The organism is Amazonocrinis nigriterrae CENA67 (genome assembly GCF_016056305.1).
Classification (GTDB): Bacteria; Cyanobacteriota; Cyanobacteriia; order Cyanobacteriales; family Nostocaceae; genus Amazonocrinis; species Amazonocrinis nigriterrae.
The window spans coordinates 1-15,557 of sequence record NZ_JAECZC010000012.1; the positions used below are offsets into that span (position 1 = coordinate 1).

Annotated in this window: 14 protein-coding genes and 1 pseudogene; 7 read left to right on the forward strand and 8 right to left on the reverse strand. The window is 42.1% G+C overall.

The window, feature by feature from the left end; all coding sequences use genetic code 11:
• A partial coding sequence (locus I8748_RS09185; protein WP_198124317.1) for a photosystem II protein D1 occupies nt 1–111 on the forward strand: 111 nt, incomplete at its 5' end.
• Nucleotides 112–354: 243 nt separating this feature from the next.
• Here I8748_RS09185 and I8748_RS09190 read toward each other — a convergent pair.
• Nucleotides 355–1,317: a toll/interleukin-1 receptor domain-containing protein gene (locus tag I8748_RS09190; protein WP_198124318.1), complete on the reverse strand. Its 963-nt coding sequence runs from the start codon at nt 1,315–1,317 to the stop codon at nt 355–357.
• Between the two features lie 598 nt (nt 1,318–1,915).
• On the opposite strand from I8748_RS09190, the gene I8748_RS09195 reads away from it, so the two are divergent.
• Both I8748_RS09195 and I8748_RS34555 read left to right on the forward strand, forming a co-directional pair.
• On the forward strand, nt 1,916–2,494 hold the full coding sequence (locus tag I8748_RS09195; RefSeq protein ID WP_198124319.1) for a hypothetical protein: 579 nt from the start codon (nt 1,916–1,918) through the stop codon (nt 2,492–2,494).
• Nucleotides 2,495–2,586: 92 nt separating this feature from the next.
• The gene (locus tag I8748_RS34555; RefSeq protein ID WP_214662486.1) at nt 2,587–2,745 is read left to right on the forward strand and encodes a hypothetical protein; all 159 of its coding nucleotides are present in this window, start codon (nt 2,587–2,589) and stop codon (nt 2,743–2,745) included.
• A gap of 51 nt (nt 2,746–2,796) precedes the next feature.
• Here the strand turns inward: I8748_RS34555 and I8748_RS35000 are convergent.
• The 4 genes and pseudogenes from I8748_RS35000 to I8748_RS09215 form a co-directional block, all read right to left on the reverse strand.
• Nucleotides 2,797–3,024 (reverse strand): annotated as a pseudogene (locus I8748_RS35000) (SAM-dependent methyltransferase); the annotation flags it as partial.
• Between the two features lie 218 nt (nt 3,025–3,242).
• Complete coding sequence (locus I8748_RS09205; RefSeq protein ID WP_198124320.1) at nt 3,243–3,725, reverse strand: hypothetical protein; 483 nt, start codon at nt 3,723–3,725, stop codon at nt 3,243–3,245.
• Nucleotides 3,726–3,936: 211 nt separating this feature from the next.
• The gene (locus I8748_RS09210) at nt 3,937–4,140 is read right to left on the reverse strand and encodes a hypothetical protein (RefSeq protein ID WP_198124348.1); all 204 of its coding nucleotides are present in this window, start codon (nt 4,138–4,140) and stop codon (nt 3,937–3,939) included.
• Nucleotides 4,141–4,179: 39 nt separating this feature from the next.
• Complete coding sequence (locus tag I8748_RS09215) at nt 4,180–4,743, reverse strand: thermonuclease family protein (RefSeq protein ID WP_198124321.1); 564 nt, start codon at nt 4,741–4,743, stop codon at nt 4,180–4,182.
• 89 nt (nt 4,744–4,832) lie between these two features.
• On the opposite strand from I8748_RS09215, the gene I8748_RS09220 reads away from it, so the two are divergent.
• Nucleotides 4,833–5,579 (forward strand): ferritin-like domain-containing protein, encoded by a 747-nt coding sequence (locus I8748_RS09220; RefSeq protein WP_198124322.1) that lies wholly within the window; start codon nt 4,833–4,835, stop codon nt 5,577–5,579.
• Nucleotides 5,580–5,875: 296 nt separating this feature from the next.
• Nucleotides 5,876–7,597, forward strand: a complete 1,722-nt coding sequence (locus I8748_RS09225) for a SulP family inorganic anion transporter (RefSeq protein ID WP_198124323.1) — start codon at nt 5,876–5,878, stop codon at nt 7,595–7,597.
• A gap of 110 nt (nt 7,598–7,707) precedes the next feature.
• Here I8748_RS09225 and I8748_RS09230 read toward each other — a convergent pair whose 3' ends face one another.
• Complete coding sequence (locus tag I8748_RS09230; protein ID WP_198124324.1) at nt 7,708–10,710, reverse strand: MFS transporter; 3,003 nt, start codon at nt 10,708–10,710, stop codon at nt 7,708–7,710.
• Between the two features lie 298 nt (nt 10,711–11,008).
• A complete protein-coding gene (gene infC / locus I8748_RS09235) occupies nt 11,009–11,542 on the reverse strand; it encodes a translation initiation factor IF-3 (RefSeq protein ID WP_015111888.1) in 534 nt (177 codons plus the stop codon).
• A gap of 566 nt (nt 11,543–12,108) precedes the next feature.
• On the opposite strand from infC, the gene I8748_RS09240 reads away from it, so the two are divergent.
• Complete coding sequence (locus tag I8748_RS09240) at nt 12,109–13,026, forward strand: alpha/beta fold hydrolase (RefSeq protein ID WP_198124345.1); 918 nt, start codon at nt 12,109–12,111, stop codon at nt 13,024–13,026.
• Between the two features lie 92 nt (nt 13,027–13,118).
• Here the strand turns inward: I8748_RS09240 and I8748_RS09245 are convergent, their stop codons facing one another.
• Nucleotides 13,119–13,472, reverse strand: coding sequence for a BON domain-containing protein (locus I8748_RS09245; RefSeq protein WP_198124325.1), 354 nt, complete (start codon nt 13,470–13,472; stop codon nt 13,119–13,121).
• A 269-nt stretch (nt 13,473–13,741) separates the two neighbouring features.
• Between I8748_RS09245 and ilvN the strand changes: the two genes are divergently transcribed.
• The gene (gene ilvN, locus I8748_RS09250; RefSeq protein WP_096560378.1) at nt 13,742–14,263 is read left to right on the forward strand and encodes an acetolactate synthase small subunit; all 522 of its coding nucleotides are present in this window, start codon (nt 13,742–13,744) and stop codon (nt 14,261–14,263) included.
• Nucleotides 14,264–15,557 lie beyond the last annotated feature (1,294 nt).

The window sequence follows — 15,557 nt, forward strand, 5'->3', positions numbered from 1 at the left end:
AACTTGGGTATGGAAGTAATGCACGAGCGCAATGCTCACAACTTCCCCTTAGACTTGGCTGCTGGTGATGTTGCTCCTGTTGCACTAACTGCTCCTGCGATTAACGGTTAATTCTTCTAGCCACGTCTAATCAATTAAATAGCGCTCTCCCAATTGGGGGGGCGCTTTTTGGTGTCAGTATTGGTCTTAGACTTCTTGCATAAATCTTTTTTTGTCTCGCGCAAAGGCGCAAAGGCGCAAAGTCAGCCAGTAGGGTGCGTTATAGCGAAGGGTAACGCACCGAGATAAATGGTGGATTACCGCCTTTGCTTTCCCTACTTAATATTGTGTTTGTAAATAGCCTGTTAATTATTTTCACTGCTGACAATTTTGATTACATTTACGGACTTGCGCCCACACTTCAAAAGGTGAATTCTGATTAGATTTAGCTATCTGTTGTACTTGGAATATGACTAGCTGATCTCCTGGTTGAAGTTTCTGAAGTAACTCTGACGAAGGAGGTTTTTCTTTCCTCAAATCTATCTCGTATTTAACCGTAACTACTGACTTTCGTGATGGAATAACAGGAGGATCAATAAAAGGTTCAATCAGTGGCTCTTCAGTAGTCAAGCTACTTGATGTATTGTTAATTTTACCTATCAATATCCAGCCAGTAGAATTTAATATTTCTGTTTTAGGTAAAATATTAGTAGTAGGACGAGGTTCTGATATGTTACTTTGTTGAGAATTAGAGTAGATCCAGATAGCACCTACTAATACAATGATTCCTAAGCCGGAAAATGTGGCTGTTTGCGTATTTTTTGAAGCCTTGCTAGAGGTAGAATTGACCATTTTTTTAGCTTCTTCCCGGATACCTTGAGCAATATTTTTAAAAGCTTTATCACGGGACTTCCAGTCACTCACAGGTTTGTTGCCTTTGGTGTCTTTGGGTAGTGCTTGAAGCTTGCCAAACGGTGTATTAATCCAATGAATAGAGTCAAGAATTATAGGGATAACTGTCGCTTTTTCAGCATTATGCAGTTCCATTGCTTGTTTGAATTCAGCATTAGTATTGCCTTCATTATTATGGCAATAACCCGAAGCTATAAAATTTTCACTTACAAGCAACAAAATTATATCAGATGTATTTAAGCGATCATCTACTTGATAGTGCCATTCTTTTTCTGGCCCAATTTTTCGGTAATAGCAGTCAGTAATAACCTCTTCTTTCTTCAAAATCTCCAGGCTTTCTTTTAGTTTATGTTGTAATGTTTGATCTTCGTGGGCATAGGCACAAAACAGTTGAAGAGGTTTAGGAGATTTAGATTGCACGGACATAACCTTATTACTGAATTGCAGTACATCATTAATATCATCCTGACTGCTCAGTTTTATGCAAATCTACCATTTCCACCTATGAAGCGATCGCGCAAAGGCTAGACCCCTGACTTCTTCTAGAAACAGGGTTATAAATTTGGTGGAAAGTGAAATTTGTATTTAATTTTAGCAATGCCAAACTATGAATACTTGAAACACTGCAATTTCAAAAATTGTATATCTAGCAACACCAACTTTATATTAAATAGGAATTACGCACTCATGACGAAAAACTAAGCTTTTGCGATTACAACGCTAAGCTCGTAATGACGTAAAATCGTAGTCCGTGCGTAATTCATGTTAAGAAGCCCAAAAGCTAGTTAGCTGGAAACTACGCCAATTGCGCGCGTCTGTCGGTAAACCATCTGCATTAGTGGCTCCTCAAGACCTGACTGCCTCATTGTTGTAGCAACTGGCATCAAGTGCTGTCCATCTTGCACGCTACCTTACCACAACGTTGGCTATCGATACTAGCGATTTGATACGATTAACGAAATAGGCGATCGCCTACGACTCAACCAAGTGCGATCGCACTCTTGAGAAAATTGGCAAAAATACTATGGCAAAGCGTAAAAAAAGCAATCTCCAGTGGATTAAAGAAACGCTTGAACTAAAACCTGACCACCGCTGGGAATCTCCATCAGGCTACAAAATTTTTGTTGCAGACCGGGGTGCTGTTCGCTTCAATGTTCCTCAAGATTGGGTTTTTGAGCCACAAGAAAAATCCTTCAAGTTCCTCGATAAAAAACCACCCAACGATGATTGCTGTCTAGAAGTATCTTTTAATCGTCTGCCACCCAATGATTGGAGTTTGTTTCCGCTAAAACCCACTTTAAAGAAAATTATGGAAGACGATAGTCGCAACGTCATTGCCAAGGGAGAAATTATCACCGTCAAGCGCCAAACCGCCAGAATTGTCTGGACAGAGATCAAGTTTATTGACACTCAAGAAGAACCACGAGAAGCATTTTCACGGACTTGCATTGGTTTGGGGTCAAATGTTCAGTGCTTGATTACATTCGATTATTGGGCAGATCAAGCAGAACAGCTGACACCTCATTGGGATGAAGTGATGCGATCGCTTACACTAGGGTTATATATCCGTGACCCAATGACTGGTTTGGCTTTCCCAGATTAAACCACAAGCTGGTTGGCTGTTAACGATTGGGTAAAAGCACAAAACTGGCTCTAATGAACACAAGTATGGTACTCACTATCATCCTTCTAATCATGTTTGTAGGCGCATATTTCTTTGTCTTATATCCCAATCAAAAGATACAGCAAATCAAAAGTAACTTGGTGGTGGAAGTTGATGGGGCAGAAACTCGTTATCAAAATTTACCTTTAGGAAAGTTATGTTTAAGCTCATCCTACCCCTGGAGGGAGTAGTATGAGAGCAGGGCATGGGGCATTGGGTATACTTTTTAAAGTAGTTTTGAGTTTTTCACTTATCTGACCTATCAATCTAAAATCTAATTTTTTGTAAAGTCCGCAAATTGCAATTTTCCAGGGTGCAAAAGTATATGAACCGACACCAAAAATAGAAAAACGAGGATTTTGCTGATAAATCTTGCTTTTTCTTTTGTTTAAGTATTGTGCATGTGTCTCAAGATAGTTCCAAGTTTTAGGAGCAAAATCTTTGATGTATACGGTAGATTCACCAACAAATCTCTTGAAAATGTAGCAGCTTCTGAACATAGGGCTTCTACAGTTAAAATGGTCATGGATAAAGCAAAAAGAATTGAAATATTAACTTGGAATTACAGCAGAAGCTTGATTGTTAAACTCAAAATTCTCACTTTTCAAGTAATTTAACTACACCACTTCCTACTTAACGCCACTTGAACGGACTGCCATCAAGTGGCTCCTTCCTACTACTCTCAAAGTCAACGACTAACTGCTGGTTTTGAACGCTGCTGTTGATAAAAACCAAGAACTTTTTGCACATAAGCAGCAGTAAAGCCGCTGTTACAGCCTGTATAGTTACCAGTCATCCACCAACAAGCTACAGCACGCACAGATGCAGTTTCATTATTGCTAGTAGCGGCAAATTGCTTATTTAACTCACGGCGGGTAATACAAGATATAACAGAGCGTGCTGTCACAGGACTATTTTCAAATTGTGTCGGTGTTAATTCTCGTTTCAGGCAATATTTCGACCAGCCTTTGAGAGTTTCTGGTTTGACTTGCCATTGACTGTAAAGTCCATCGTTTTGGATGCCTGTTTGTGGTGCAGCCTGTCGTAGTGCTTCCACCATTGCCGCTACTTGGGTATCAGAAACTACCTGTTGTGCTTGAGCTAGCAATGACGGTAGTCCAAAACTGACAACCACTCCACAGAGTAGTAATGGTATGGCATTTTTCCTCATAAATATCTGTATTCACAAACGACAAACTAATAATAATACCATGTCCGCTTAATTAGTCACTATTCTTGTATCCGTGCAGAATCCTGAAAACCCTTTTCCCTAATCTCCAACGCCACTTGCAAGAGGGCGAGGTTACCTCCTACCCTTGGATATGACGCTCTTAAGCACAAAACGTGCAATTAACTGAAGCGTCGATTTAGCTGACGAATAATTAGACGTTGTTCTCCTTGTTTCCCTGTTCTAGAATATCTTGATAAATTACCGATTCTTTCATGATATCCTCCCTTAAAATCTGTGTTCGATTTTTATACCTTGACATGACGCTATTTTTGTGAATGAGTAAATACTTGATCATCATTGTCGAATGCGATCGCCATCTCTTCTCTACCTCTCCATCCATCACATTTTTCAACATTTCCATCCCCGTGAGGGGTAAGAGATTTCAAACTTGGTTTTATTTATATAAGCTGCGATACTCCCAAGGATTGATAAACTTAGCATCACTCCAAACCCCAAGTTTTTGCTGCTTCGCTTCAGCTTCGGCTTGTTGCACTAAATCTTTGCTGGGACATTTATTTAAATAGGGGCGATACACTTTTGCTAACCCTTCCCGCAACAAAACTTGTTGTACAAAAGTACCATCCTTTAAACGGATTTCTGCCACTTTTCTACCATAGCGATCGCTATCTGTAATATTCAACTTGACGCGATCGCCTCCTTGTTGCACCAATTGCTGTACCCTTTGTTGCGCCTTCACTCCCCAGCTAAACTGATTGCGATCGCTAGCGCTTTTACTATTTTTTTCTTTATTGGAATGAGGTATTTCCGGTGCATCCATACAAGCAAAGCGCACAGTGAATTTATTGCCTTGAGAATCTTTCACTGCTAAAGTATCGCCATCACTAACTCGTTCAACTAAGTCACCAGAAACACCAAAAAATCGCTCACAGCCCATCAAACCCAAAATAATGATAGCTATGCCCAGCCAGATAAGTATATGCTTAGTTAACTTTTCCATCCAATCTCACCAAAATACCTCCCACGCATGATATTAGCAAATCGTTGTTTAGCATAGAGAATGAAAATAACTAATTCTCCATCTTCACAATGAACTTTTTAACTTACCTCATGCATCTAGCGGGTTCGGGTGCCATTGCTTATTACTCAGCCAGTCAAATCCGTGATTTAAAAACCCGTCCCAACGTCCTTGCAGGGTTTCAATTGGCAGAGTCTGGTTCTGTACCGTTCTTGTCTGCACTGAGCGATCGCGCAGTTGCTGAAGGTGATACATGGCTAGCAGAAAAACTGGCAAAACATGCTTTAGATGAAACTAGGCATGGTCAAATATTTGCCCACGCTTTGAAGCAACTGAATAAACAAGTTATAGATTTCAAAAGTCAACCCGAAACAACATCTACAAGTAAATCAAAACAACAGCGCAGTCCCTTCTTTGTCGCCTACTTTGAGGGTTACTCTGCTGAACAGCTAAAACCTGCTGCCATTGACTGGGATGTGTTTATGGCCAGCACTTACATTCTAGAGTTGGATGCAAGCAAAGACTTTACCCGCATGGCGAATGTATTACCCGATCATGAGCCAACCAGCCGCAACTTGAAGTTAGGCATGTTAAGTATTGCTCAAGATGAAACCGGTCATGCTGCTTATCTATATGAAGCGATGATGCGACGGATGTCTGCTAGCCAAGTCCAGCAACTAGTCGATGAATGGCGCACCCGCAAGGTAAACGCTATGTTAGCCATGATTAGTGGTATCCTCCAGCGCAACGGCCAAACCCGTTCTCTAGTCCAGGATGGCCCCCCATCTGAAAATAATTCTGAGTTGATGGTTGCTTAACTTGATGAGGGGGATGAGGGGGATTTTATACCGTTTCACTTTAAAGTTGATACATTTAGGCAAGCAGGGGAACTCGGGGCCCCCACGACCGAAGGGAGTGGGGATTAGGGGTAACAGGGGAGCAGAGGGGCAGAGGGGCAGGGGAGCAGGGGAGAAAAAATTTGTATCAGATTTTTCGTGAAATGGTGTTACTCCCTTATCTTCTGTGTACAAATCTTTTTATGTGCTTATCTTAACTGTCTCTTAAACTAATTAATATCTTCTGAATCTAAATCGAAGCCTGATTTGTATTTGCTATGTTTAAAAAGCATCAAGTAATCTTACCAGGTATACCGGGGTTAAAACGGTTGCTGTCTTACCAGCGAGCATGGTTGCTCCCTGATATACTGGCGGGTGTAACAGTAGCAGCTTACTTAATTCCGCAGTGCATGGCTTATGGGGAATTAGCAGGGGTGCAACCTGTAGTAGGATTGTGGGCAATTCTGCCGCCAATGATTATTTATGCTTTATTGGGATCTTCACCTCAACTATCGGTAGGGCCAGAATCGACAACGGCGGTAATGACGGCGGCAGCGATCGCTCCTTTAGTCGCATCTAATGGTAGTAATTATGCAAGTCTGGCTTCTGTACTAGCTTTCATGGTCGGGATTGTATGCATAATTGGCTACATTGCCCGCTTGGGATTTCTCGCAGACCTGCTATCCAAACCGATTCTAGTTGGTTATATGGCAGGGGTTGCCGTAATTATGATTACAGGGCAACTAGGTAAAATTGGTGGCATTAAAATTGAAGCAAATACTGTTTTTGGGGAAGTGGGTGAATTCTTCAGCAAGCTAGATCAAATTCATCAGCCAACCCTGATTTTAGCAGCTATAGTCTTAGCTTTTTTATTCATCATTCAGCGTCGCTTTCCAACTGCGCCTGGGCCTTTGTTAGCGGTTTTACTAGCAACGGCTAGCGTAGCGTTATTCCATCTCGAGCAACAAGGGGTGGCGGTAGTCAAAGAGATTCCAGCGGGCTTACCTCATTTGACTTTACCGAAATTATCGACTCAGGAGTTATCAACACTCGTCGCTTCTGCGATTGGCATTGCAATTGTCGGCTATTCAGATAATGTACTCACAGCAAGGGCATTTGCTAGTCGTAATCACTACAAAATTGACGCAAATCAAGAACTATTAGCGCTAGGCACCTCAAATCTAGGAAACGGATTGATGCAAGGTTTTCCAATTAGTAGTAGCGGTAGCCGCACTGCGATCGCAGACTCATTAGGAAGCAAAAGCCAGGCGTTCTCTTTAGTTGCTCTGGTTATAGTTATCTTGGTGTTATTATTCCTACGTCCCTTGCTGGCAGAGTTTCCGAAAGCTGCATTGGGGGCAATTGTGATCTATGCAGCTACCAAACTGATTGAAATTCCAGAATTTCTCAGATTGACACAATTTCGACGCAGTGAGTTATTCTTGGCTGTAGCCACAATCGTTGGAGTTCTATTCACAGATATTTTGGTTGGTGTTGGTATTGCAGTGGGTTTATCTGTGATTGATTTATTTGCCAGGGTAGCACGACCACACGATGCAGTTTTAGGTGAAGTGCCAGATTTACCAGGTTTACACGACATTGAAGATTGGGAAGGAGCCAAAACTATCCCAGGTTTAGTAATTTATCGATATGACGCTCCGCTTTGCTTTGCCAATGTAGAACATTTCAAACGAAGGGCATTGTCAGCAATTGAGGCAGAAAAAACTCCCGTAGAGTGGTTTGTGCTAAACACAGAAGCTATTGTTGAAGTTGATATCACTGCCATTGACGCATTAGCACAATTGCATAGCGAACTAGCCGCTAAAGGTATTACCTTTGCCATGACACGAGTCAAACAGGATCTTTACAAACAACTAAAGCGATCGCAGCTTTTACAAAAGATTGGCTCTGAACATATTTATTTTACTTTGCATACTGCCCTTGCCGCTTTTCAAGCCCGCGATCGCCATTTCAACGAACAGTCTACTCAAAGCGAATAAAAAACTCCATTCCCTTGTGGATGGAGTTTTTGGGCATATTGAATAATCCCAATTCCCAATTCCCGACCTCCACAGATATCATAAGTGTTTAAACGGACGTGATATAACGGCTATTTGTTAACTGGGTATTTTTTCATTAACTCCTTGACTTGAGCCGTTACCAGAGGGTGTGAATCTTTTTGCAATTTGGGTAAAAGTTCTAGCAAGACACGGTGTGATACCACACTCAGATATGCGATCGCTGCTTCTCGGACAAAGCCAGTAGGATGGCGTAGCGAGACTAAAATTTCGTCGGTTGTTAATCGGATGCGGCTAACTAAAGCAACATGAAAGCAGCAAGCTAAACACCAGTCAGAAAGTAAATTACCTAATGTCAGCAACCGACGCAGGCGATCGCTAATTGCCATCGGTCGATATTCTAACAACCCCGCTTCTGCCAGATAATGCAGTTTTTCTTGGTGCGATCGCTGGTCTAAAATATTCAACAGCAAAGATTTGGTGGGTAAATTCACGGTATGCTCTAAAATTTCTAATCCCCGCGCCAAGTTTGTCACTGACTGCGATCGCAAATTAAATGCTGCTGCCTGCATCTTTTCTGGAGAATAAAGTAGTCTCAATAGTAACAGTATCCGTTCCTTAACATCGAATTCTAATTCTTGAAGTGCGCGTTGTAATAACTCACAGACAATCACAACTCTTTGATTTGATTGATAATTTTTGAGAGTTTGTTGTGCTTGCAAGTCAATGTCAGCAGCATAAATCTCACCTAAAAACCTTAATTCCTGCTCAATTAACGTTTCTACCCGACTGTGCTGAAAGCTATCTAATGCACTAATAGCTTCTGGTTGTTTCTGTATTTTTAGTAAGCTGCGAAGAATATGATATCTAGTAGCCCCCCAAGATGTTTCCAAGTGCAGCCATAAAGACTCCTTCGCTTCTAGAGTAGAGATTTGAGCAATAGTTCGCCAGGCATACACTCGGACAATTTCGGGTTTGTAAGTATTATTAGCCAGTTGCAACAGCATTTCTAAAGCTTCATTTTCTAATCGAATCAAAGCACGTATAGCTGTCGTGCGAGTTGACTTATAGTAAAGTGCCCCTAGCAAAGCCGAATAGTACTCTTCTAAACGGGTAGCCGCAATCATTTCCAATACTGCACAGCGCACCCGTAAAGACTCATCTTGCAACAAATGTGGGATATGAATCCGTAGGGCCTGTAAATAAATCGCTTCTCTGAGGGCTTTGACTCCATTTACCCGTTCTCGTTCATGTTTATGAGTTAGCATCCGGCGCATAGTTTTGGTAGCTGCTACCTTTTGTATGGGTGTTCCCTGACGTAAAATTAAAGCAGCGGCGGTAGCACGAATCAATGAATGGTGTCGTGCTTGTAGGTAGTCTTCCAGTTGGCTCAAATTAGGATTAGGTTCAGCCAGCCAAACGTAACGCAGGGCTAAGGCAAAAACTTCAGGATCAACAGTTTCTTCGGGCTGTTGTAACAAAGAACGTACTTCCAGCACATAAACAGAATTTGCGCCTCCCATCAGCATCACCTCCAAACTTTGACGCTGCAAATCTGGGGGTAACTTAATTAACAGAGGTGCTAAAACTTGGGCTGCACCTTGGGGATCAATTTGGGCTAAAAGTTCAATACATGAGTGTTTATCTGCGGTGCTACCTGTTTCTCCTAAAGCTTTGACTACCCCCTGTTTGAAGACCCGTAGACCGACATTAGCCGCACTGAGTTCACCTCGTTCCGCACTCAAGACTAACAAATCAACATAGCGCGATCGCAATACCCAAACTACTTTTAAACAGGCAGCAGCTATTACTACTGTTTCTGCCATTAATATCCACTGTTGTAGTGATTTAGGCACAAACTGCCCGCACAAAAATAAAGTTACAAGAATAATCATTCCTGTAAACCCTGTGGCGATGGCTTCGGCAGTTCCTCCAGATAATGTTTGTGTACGGCTGCGAATGCGTTCAGGGATTGGTTGGTATAGCACTGGGCTGCTGCTGACCACAAATGTGTAACGCAGAAGTTCATCACAGAATTTCAGAACTACTAGCCCCCAAAACAAGCTTTGCGATTGCATTGCTGGGATTAAATTGAGTAGGGCGATCGCTCCTGGAACGACAAAGCCTACAATGATGGGTAAAAGGGCGGCAGTGAAGAACACTCCTATACGTTCGATTAGTCGGCTGGAGACAAACCACTGAGTTCCTAACTCACACAGTCCCACAATGCCACCAAATAGGCCTAAGAAACTGGCGAGTTCTTGATCGCCTAAATTCCCCTTCAGTTCTTGGAGATATTGAAAATCTACCAATAGCCCAATCACTTGCAAAAAACCAACAAAGGCAAACAGTTGCAATGTATAGCGCTTAATGGGGGCTTGCAGGCGGCGATGTCGAGAGGCTTGTTCTTGGGGAATTAGTCGTTGTGGGGCATCAGGAAAAGCTGCTTGATACTGATGGCTTAAATAGGATAGGATTCCCGCCCCCAAGATAATCACTCCACAAGCGATAATGAGGACTCTATTGAGCTGGGCAAATTGTAGTAGCCAAGGCAAACTAAAGCCGCTGATTACATCTGCCACCAACACACCACTACTAACCAATGGGTAAGTACGTTTAATCTCACGAATGTTGAATAGTTGGTTAGCAACAATCGAGGTGTTGAGGTCATTGACTACATAAAGTGCATCTACCCATAGCCGCATCAGAAATACGATGATTACAGACAAGTAGGAAAAATTGCTTCCCCAACGCAACAACACCAATAACATCAATGGTGCGACCATACAGGGGGCGATCGCCACAATTACCCAGCGCAAAGGGAAAATCTTTTGCAGCCAAGAATAGACAAAAACTATTCCTGCACCCATTGCTGCACTGGCAATGTACATCAAAGGCAGTGAACCAGCTCCATATTCGTCTAAAAACATGGCGACTGTACTGTCCTCTGCCCACCGTAATCCTACCGAGACAGTTGTATAGAAGGCAAACATGAGCCAAGTGCGATCGCCTTCTTCAGGCCGTAGATTCACCCACTGTAGCAGTCGTGCCAAAGTGTCTCTATTTGGAGCAAACGAGTAATTTTTTAGTTCCATGCAGTCTTACTTTCCGGCGGCACCGCATAACGTGAGTGAAGCAGGGGATCTGTTGAGCAGGGGAGATGGGGGAGCAGGGGGAGATGAGGGAGAATAAATAAGCAATGCCCAATTCCCAATGCCCCATTCCCAATTCCCAATTCCCAATTCCCCAGAAATAACAAAAGTCCTGAGCAACTGAGTATTATTTTTCCCACTCAGCGCTCAGGACTATCAGTTTTGTATAAATTTCAACGATTGGGGGATCGTTGCAAACTTTTCAGTTGTGATTATGCTTGGTGTCTAGAAAATCTAGAGATTACTTTTTAGGTGAAATCAGCATCATCATGTTTCTGCCTTCTTTTTTAGGCGCTTGCTGCACTTCACCAAACGGCTCCAGATCAGTTGCCATGCGCTTGAGCAGATCTTCTGCCAAATCACTGTGTTGAATTTCTCGACCCCGGAACATCACAGTTGCTTTGACTTTATCACCATCTTTAAGAAAGCGCTCTGCTTGCTTGACACGCACGTTATAGTCGTGTTCCTCTATTTTGTAGCGCATCTTCACTTCCTTGACATCAGCTGTGTGCTGCTTTTTCCGGGCTTCCCGCGCCTTCTTCTCTTGCTCAAACTTGTATTTACCATAGTCCATGATCCGACAAACCGGCGGGTCAGCCTTGTCACTCAAAAGCACCAAGTCTAGCTCTTTTTCTTCAGCTAGTTGTAGTGCTTCTTGTGGAGTTATGATTCCCAGCTGCGAGCCATCGGTATCAATGACTCGAATTTTCGGGAAGCGGATACGTTCGTTAATTTGGGGCAGATCGCGAGTTCTTTTCTTCTCAATCACAGGCATTATGATTATTGGGAGCTCTTTAGTTAAGTATGTAGATTGGACTTGATTGACTTGGTTTTGTTTGGGATGCCTCAGAAGCACAGTACTTAAAAATAACTGAGGACTTCAAAATGAGTGTATAGTTCTAGGGTAGCTAATTCATGAGCAGTTAGTGGTTGTTGTATTTGTCATTCTACTCACTCTTAGAGAATTTCTCTGCAATAGTTAATCTAAATTACACAACCTAGACAAGCGTTAAATATTGTAACAATTATTTTTGTTGTCAGTTGTCAGTGGTGAGTCAGTGTGGTCTTGGGGGTTCTCCCCCAATCCCCACTCACGAGCGGTCGTGGGGGCCCCGAGTCCCCCATGAACAACTGACGTTAGCGCAGCGTTAGCGACGCAGGAGCGTCACCCGTAAGGGTCAGTTGTCAGTTGTCAGTGGTCAGTGGTTAGTTGTTTTCCCCATTCCCCATTGCCCCTTATCCCCAGAGGGAACCCCGAGTTCCCCATTCCCCATTCCCCATTCCCAATTCCCAATTCCCTATATTGGAATTAGACTAATGCTTAATGAATCGGAGGAAGGGGTGACCAATACGTTACACTGGCAGCAACGGGTTGGTAATCAAAGGGACTGGGTGTGGCGGGGCTGGCAAACTCGCTATACTTACATCCGACCTGCCAAAGACCAGGAAAAAACAACACCTATAATCTTGCTACACGGGTTTGGTGCTTCTATTGGTCATTGGCGACATAATTTAGAGGTGTTAGGCGAACACCACACAATCTACGCCTTAGATATGCTGGGTTTTGGTGCTTCTGAAAAAGCGCCGATAAATTACAGTATAGAACTGTGGGTAGAACAGGTGTACGACTTTTGGAAAGCCTTTATCCGTCAGCCAGCAGTGCTAGTGGGGAATTCCAATGGTTCACTGATTTCTTTAGCGGCTGCCTCTGCCCATCCGGATATGGTGCAAGGTATTGTAATGATGAGTCTGCCCGACCCGTCGCTAGAACAAGAAGCTATTCCTGCTGTTTTGCGACCTGTGGTCAAAGCCATCAAAAATATAGTTGCTTCCCCAATTTTGTTGAAACCAGTGTTTCACTTCGTGCGCCGACCTAACATCCTGCGTCGCTGGGCCAGCCTTGCTTATGCTAATCCAGAGGCAATTACTGATGAACTCATAGAGATTTTAGCTGGCCCTCCCCAAGACCGTGGTTCTGCCCGTGCTTTTAGTGCCTTGTTCAAAGCTGCGATCGCTGTTAACTTTAGTCCCAGTGTCAAGGCAGTGTTACCAACCTTAACAATCCCGATGCTATTAATTTGGGGGCAAAAAGACCGATTTGTCCCACCCATACTTGCTAATAGATTTACTCAGTACAACGAAAAATTACAATTACTGAAGTTAGAGGATGTGGGGCATTGTCCCCACGATGAATGCCCAGAACAAGTTAACCAAGCTATTTTAGAGTGGATTAATCAAAAAGTGCTGAATGCTGAGTGAGGAGTTAAAAGTTAGGAGTTAGGAGTTAAAACTTATTTCTCCCTCATCTCCCTCATCCCCCCTGCACCCCTGCTCAAAAGCTGCCTTCAACACTAGCCGATGGTAACTTGGTTAGTGTCTACATCTGTAGCACCATTAACCGATCGCGCCACAGATGTCATTTTGTTGAGAATGTCTTGGCTGGGAACTTTGCCTTTCAGTACTACAGTACTGCCTGTTTGAGCAACCCAGAGGGTATTAACATCGTCCAGTTGTTGGTCTTGATCAAAGGCCAAAGCTACCCGTTTGGCTAAACCACTTTGGTCATATTCTCCGTTTAATCCTAGACGTTCTGGCGGAATTGATTGAGTAGCGGTAGTAGCAGCTTGCGGTACTGGTTGGGGAGTGGGATTTACTTGTGCATCTTGAGGTTTTTCTAAACCAAAAAGTCTTTTTAACCAACCCATAAACACTTCCTTGTATCAAAGATTCATAACATCTAAGCATAAGTGTTTTACAGACAATCAACATCTGCCGTGGAAAAGATATGCACTCACGCCAGACTCTACTTTCAGATTTGTAGATAACTTCTCTGTAGAAAGTGTAATGAGTGCAGAGATTAAGTTTACAATAGGAGATCAAACTCACAATTTAGCAATTTAAAGCAGTACGTGTAGGGCAAACATCAGCTAGTGTTTACATTAGTGAAATGTTGCCTGAGCCTGTGTTGGCGAACATGAAACATACCCTTTCAGTTCTTGTAGAAGATGAGGCGGGTGTTCTGTCCCGCATCTCTAGTTTATTTGCCCGTCGCGGCTTCAATATAGAAAGCCTTGCTGTTGGCCCCGCTGAGCAGGGAGGAGTTTCGCGCATTACTATGGTTGTACCTGGTGACGATCGCGTCATCGAACAACTCACTAAGCAACTCTATAAGCTGGTCAACGTCCTCAAAGTACAGGACATTACTGAAACTCCTTGTGTAGAGCGAGAATTGATGCTCCTGAAGGTGAACGCTACTAGCAGCAACCGCTCAGAAGTGATCGAACTGGCTCAGATTTTCCGGGCGCGAGTTGTGGATGTAGCAGAAGATTCTCTAACCCTGGAAGTTGTTGGAGACCCTGGTAAGATGGTGGCGATCGTCCAGGTGCTACAAAAATTTGGTCTGAGGGAAATAGCCCGCACTGGCAAAATTGCCCTAACTCGTGAGTCGGGTGTTAATACTGAGTTACTCAAGTCTTTACAAGCAAAGGTTAGTTAAAGGACGCGTAGACACGCAGCGGTGAGGTGGCGCTCAAAGATAGCGTTTCCTTACCTAGGGAACTGTAGACCTCTTACCAAGAGGTCTATTATTATCTCAATAAATCATGAAGGATAATTCCTCAAATAATAAGTCTTAGATAAGATTTCATTGGCTATTTTCCCTTAAGCAAAAGGTATTAGTACACCCCTATTTCAAAAAAATTTTCTATTTGCTGTAAAAACTTAGGGATATAAACTGGGGTGAAAGTCAAATTTTTAAATTGTAAAAATAGTTACTATAGCAATTTGGTTTAGGTTACCAATAAAGCCTATATATTGTCTACAAAATTTAGCTTTTAACTTGAGTATAACCTATTGGATAAAGCTGTAGATATACTAGCAGAAATCTTGAAAAAAAATTAATTTTTAATACCAGTGTATGTCAATCCTTTTTGAGATTTTTCTCTACTCAAGAAAAAATGACAAATTGGCGTGACATCAGCAGTAAAAAGCTGCTACAAAATTTATGGTTGTATACAATAGTAATAACACTACGGCAGGTCATAGCATTAACAAGTTGATTACCTGGCTTGAAGTGTTAGGTTCTCAAAACGAGATGTATATCACTCGTACAGCAAAAATATGTTATTGCTCAAAATGAGATTTTTCAATAATAGATCAACTCAATTTTGACAAATACCATATTTGAACTATGACCAATTACAAAGGTCTTTTTATGAAAGGGTGCATTGTTTCATATGATATCTGTTTTACGGAAGATGATAATGGCATCACTGATTGGCGAAACAAACAATCGAAACTCTTATGTGATGTTCGCTACGATAACGCATTAGTTCTAATGAATGATTTTTGAATCTATCAATTACCCGTAAGTTTCAAGGAAAAGGGTAAAAGTTAAAAAATTCCTTCATTCCAGTTAAGTATCAATACAAGTATTTCCAAAGATCAAGGTATTGCGTTGGTCTGGAAAATCATTCTCTCCAGCATTGACACTCAGAGATATATATGTTACCTGACGATTGCTGACTTTTTACAGTATCTGTTAACTCTGTTAAAAATAGGGTATCAAAGTGTGGATTGGTAAGAGTATATGAGGAATTGGAAAAGTTACCAAATCCAAATTGAATAAAAATAATTATCCAATTCACCCCACAATCATATACTTTTATACTCTTGTCAATATCTCGTGATTAGTCAAGACAATTGTTGTATTTAGCTGAATATCCATTGTTTGATAGAAGTTAAATACCTTTAGTAATAGGTAATTTATGCTGATTGATTCTCCACTATAT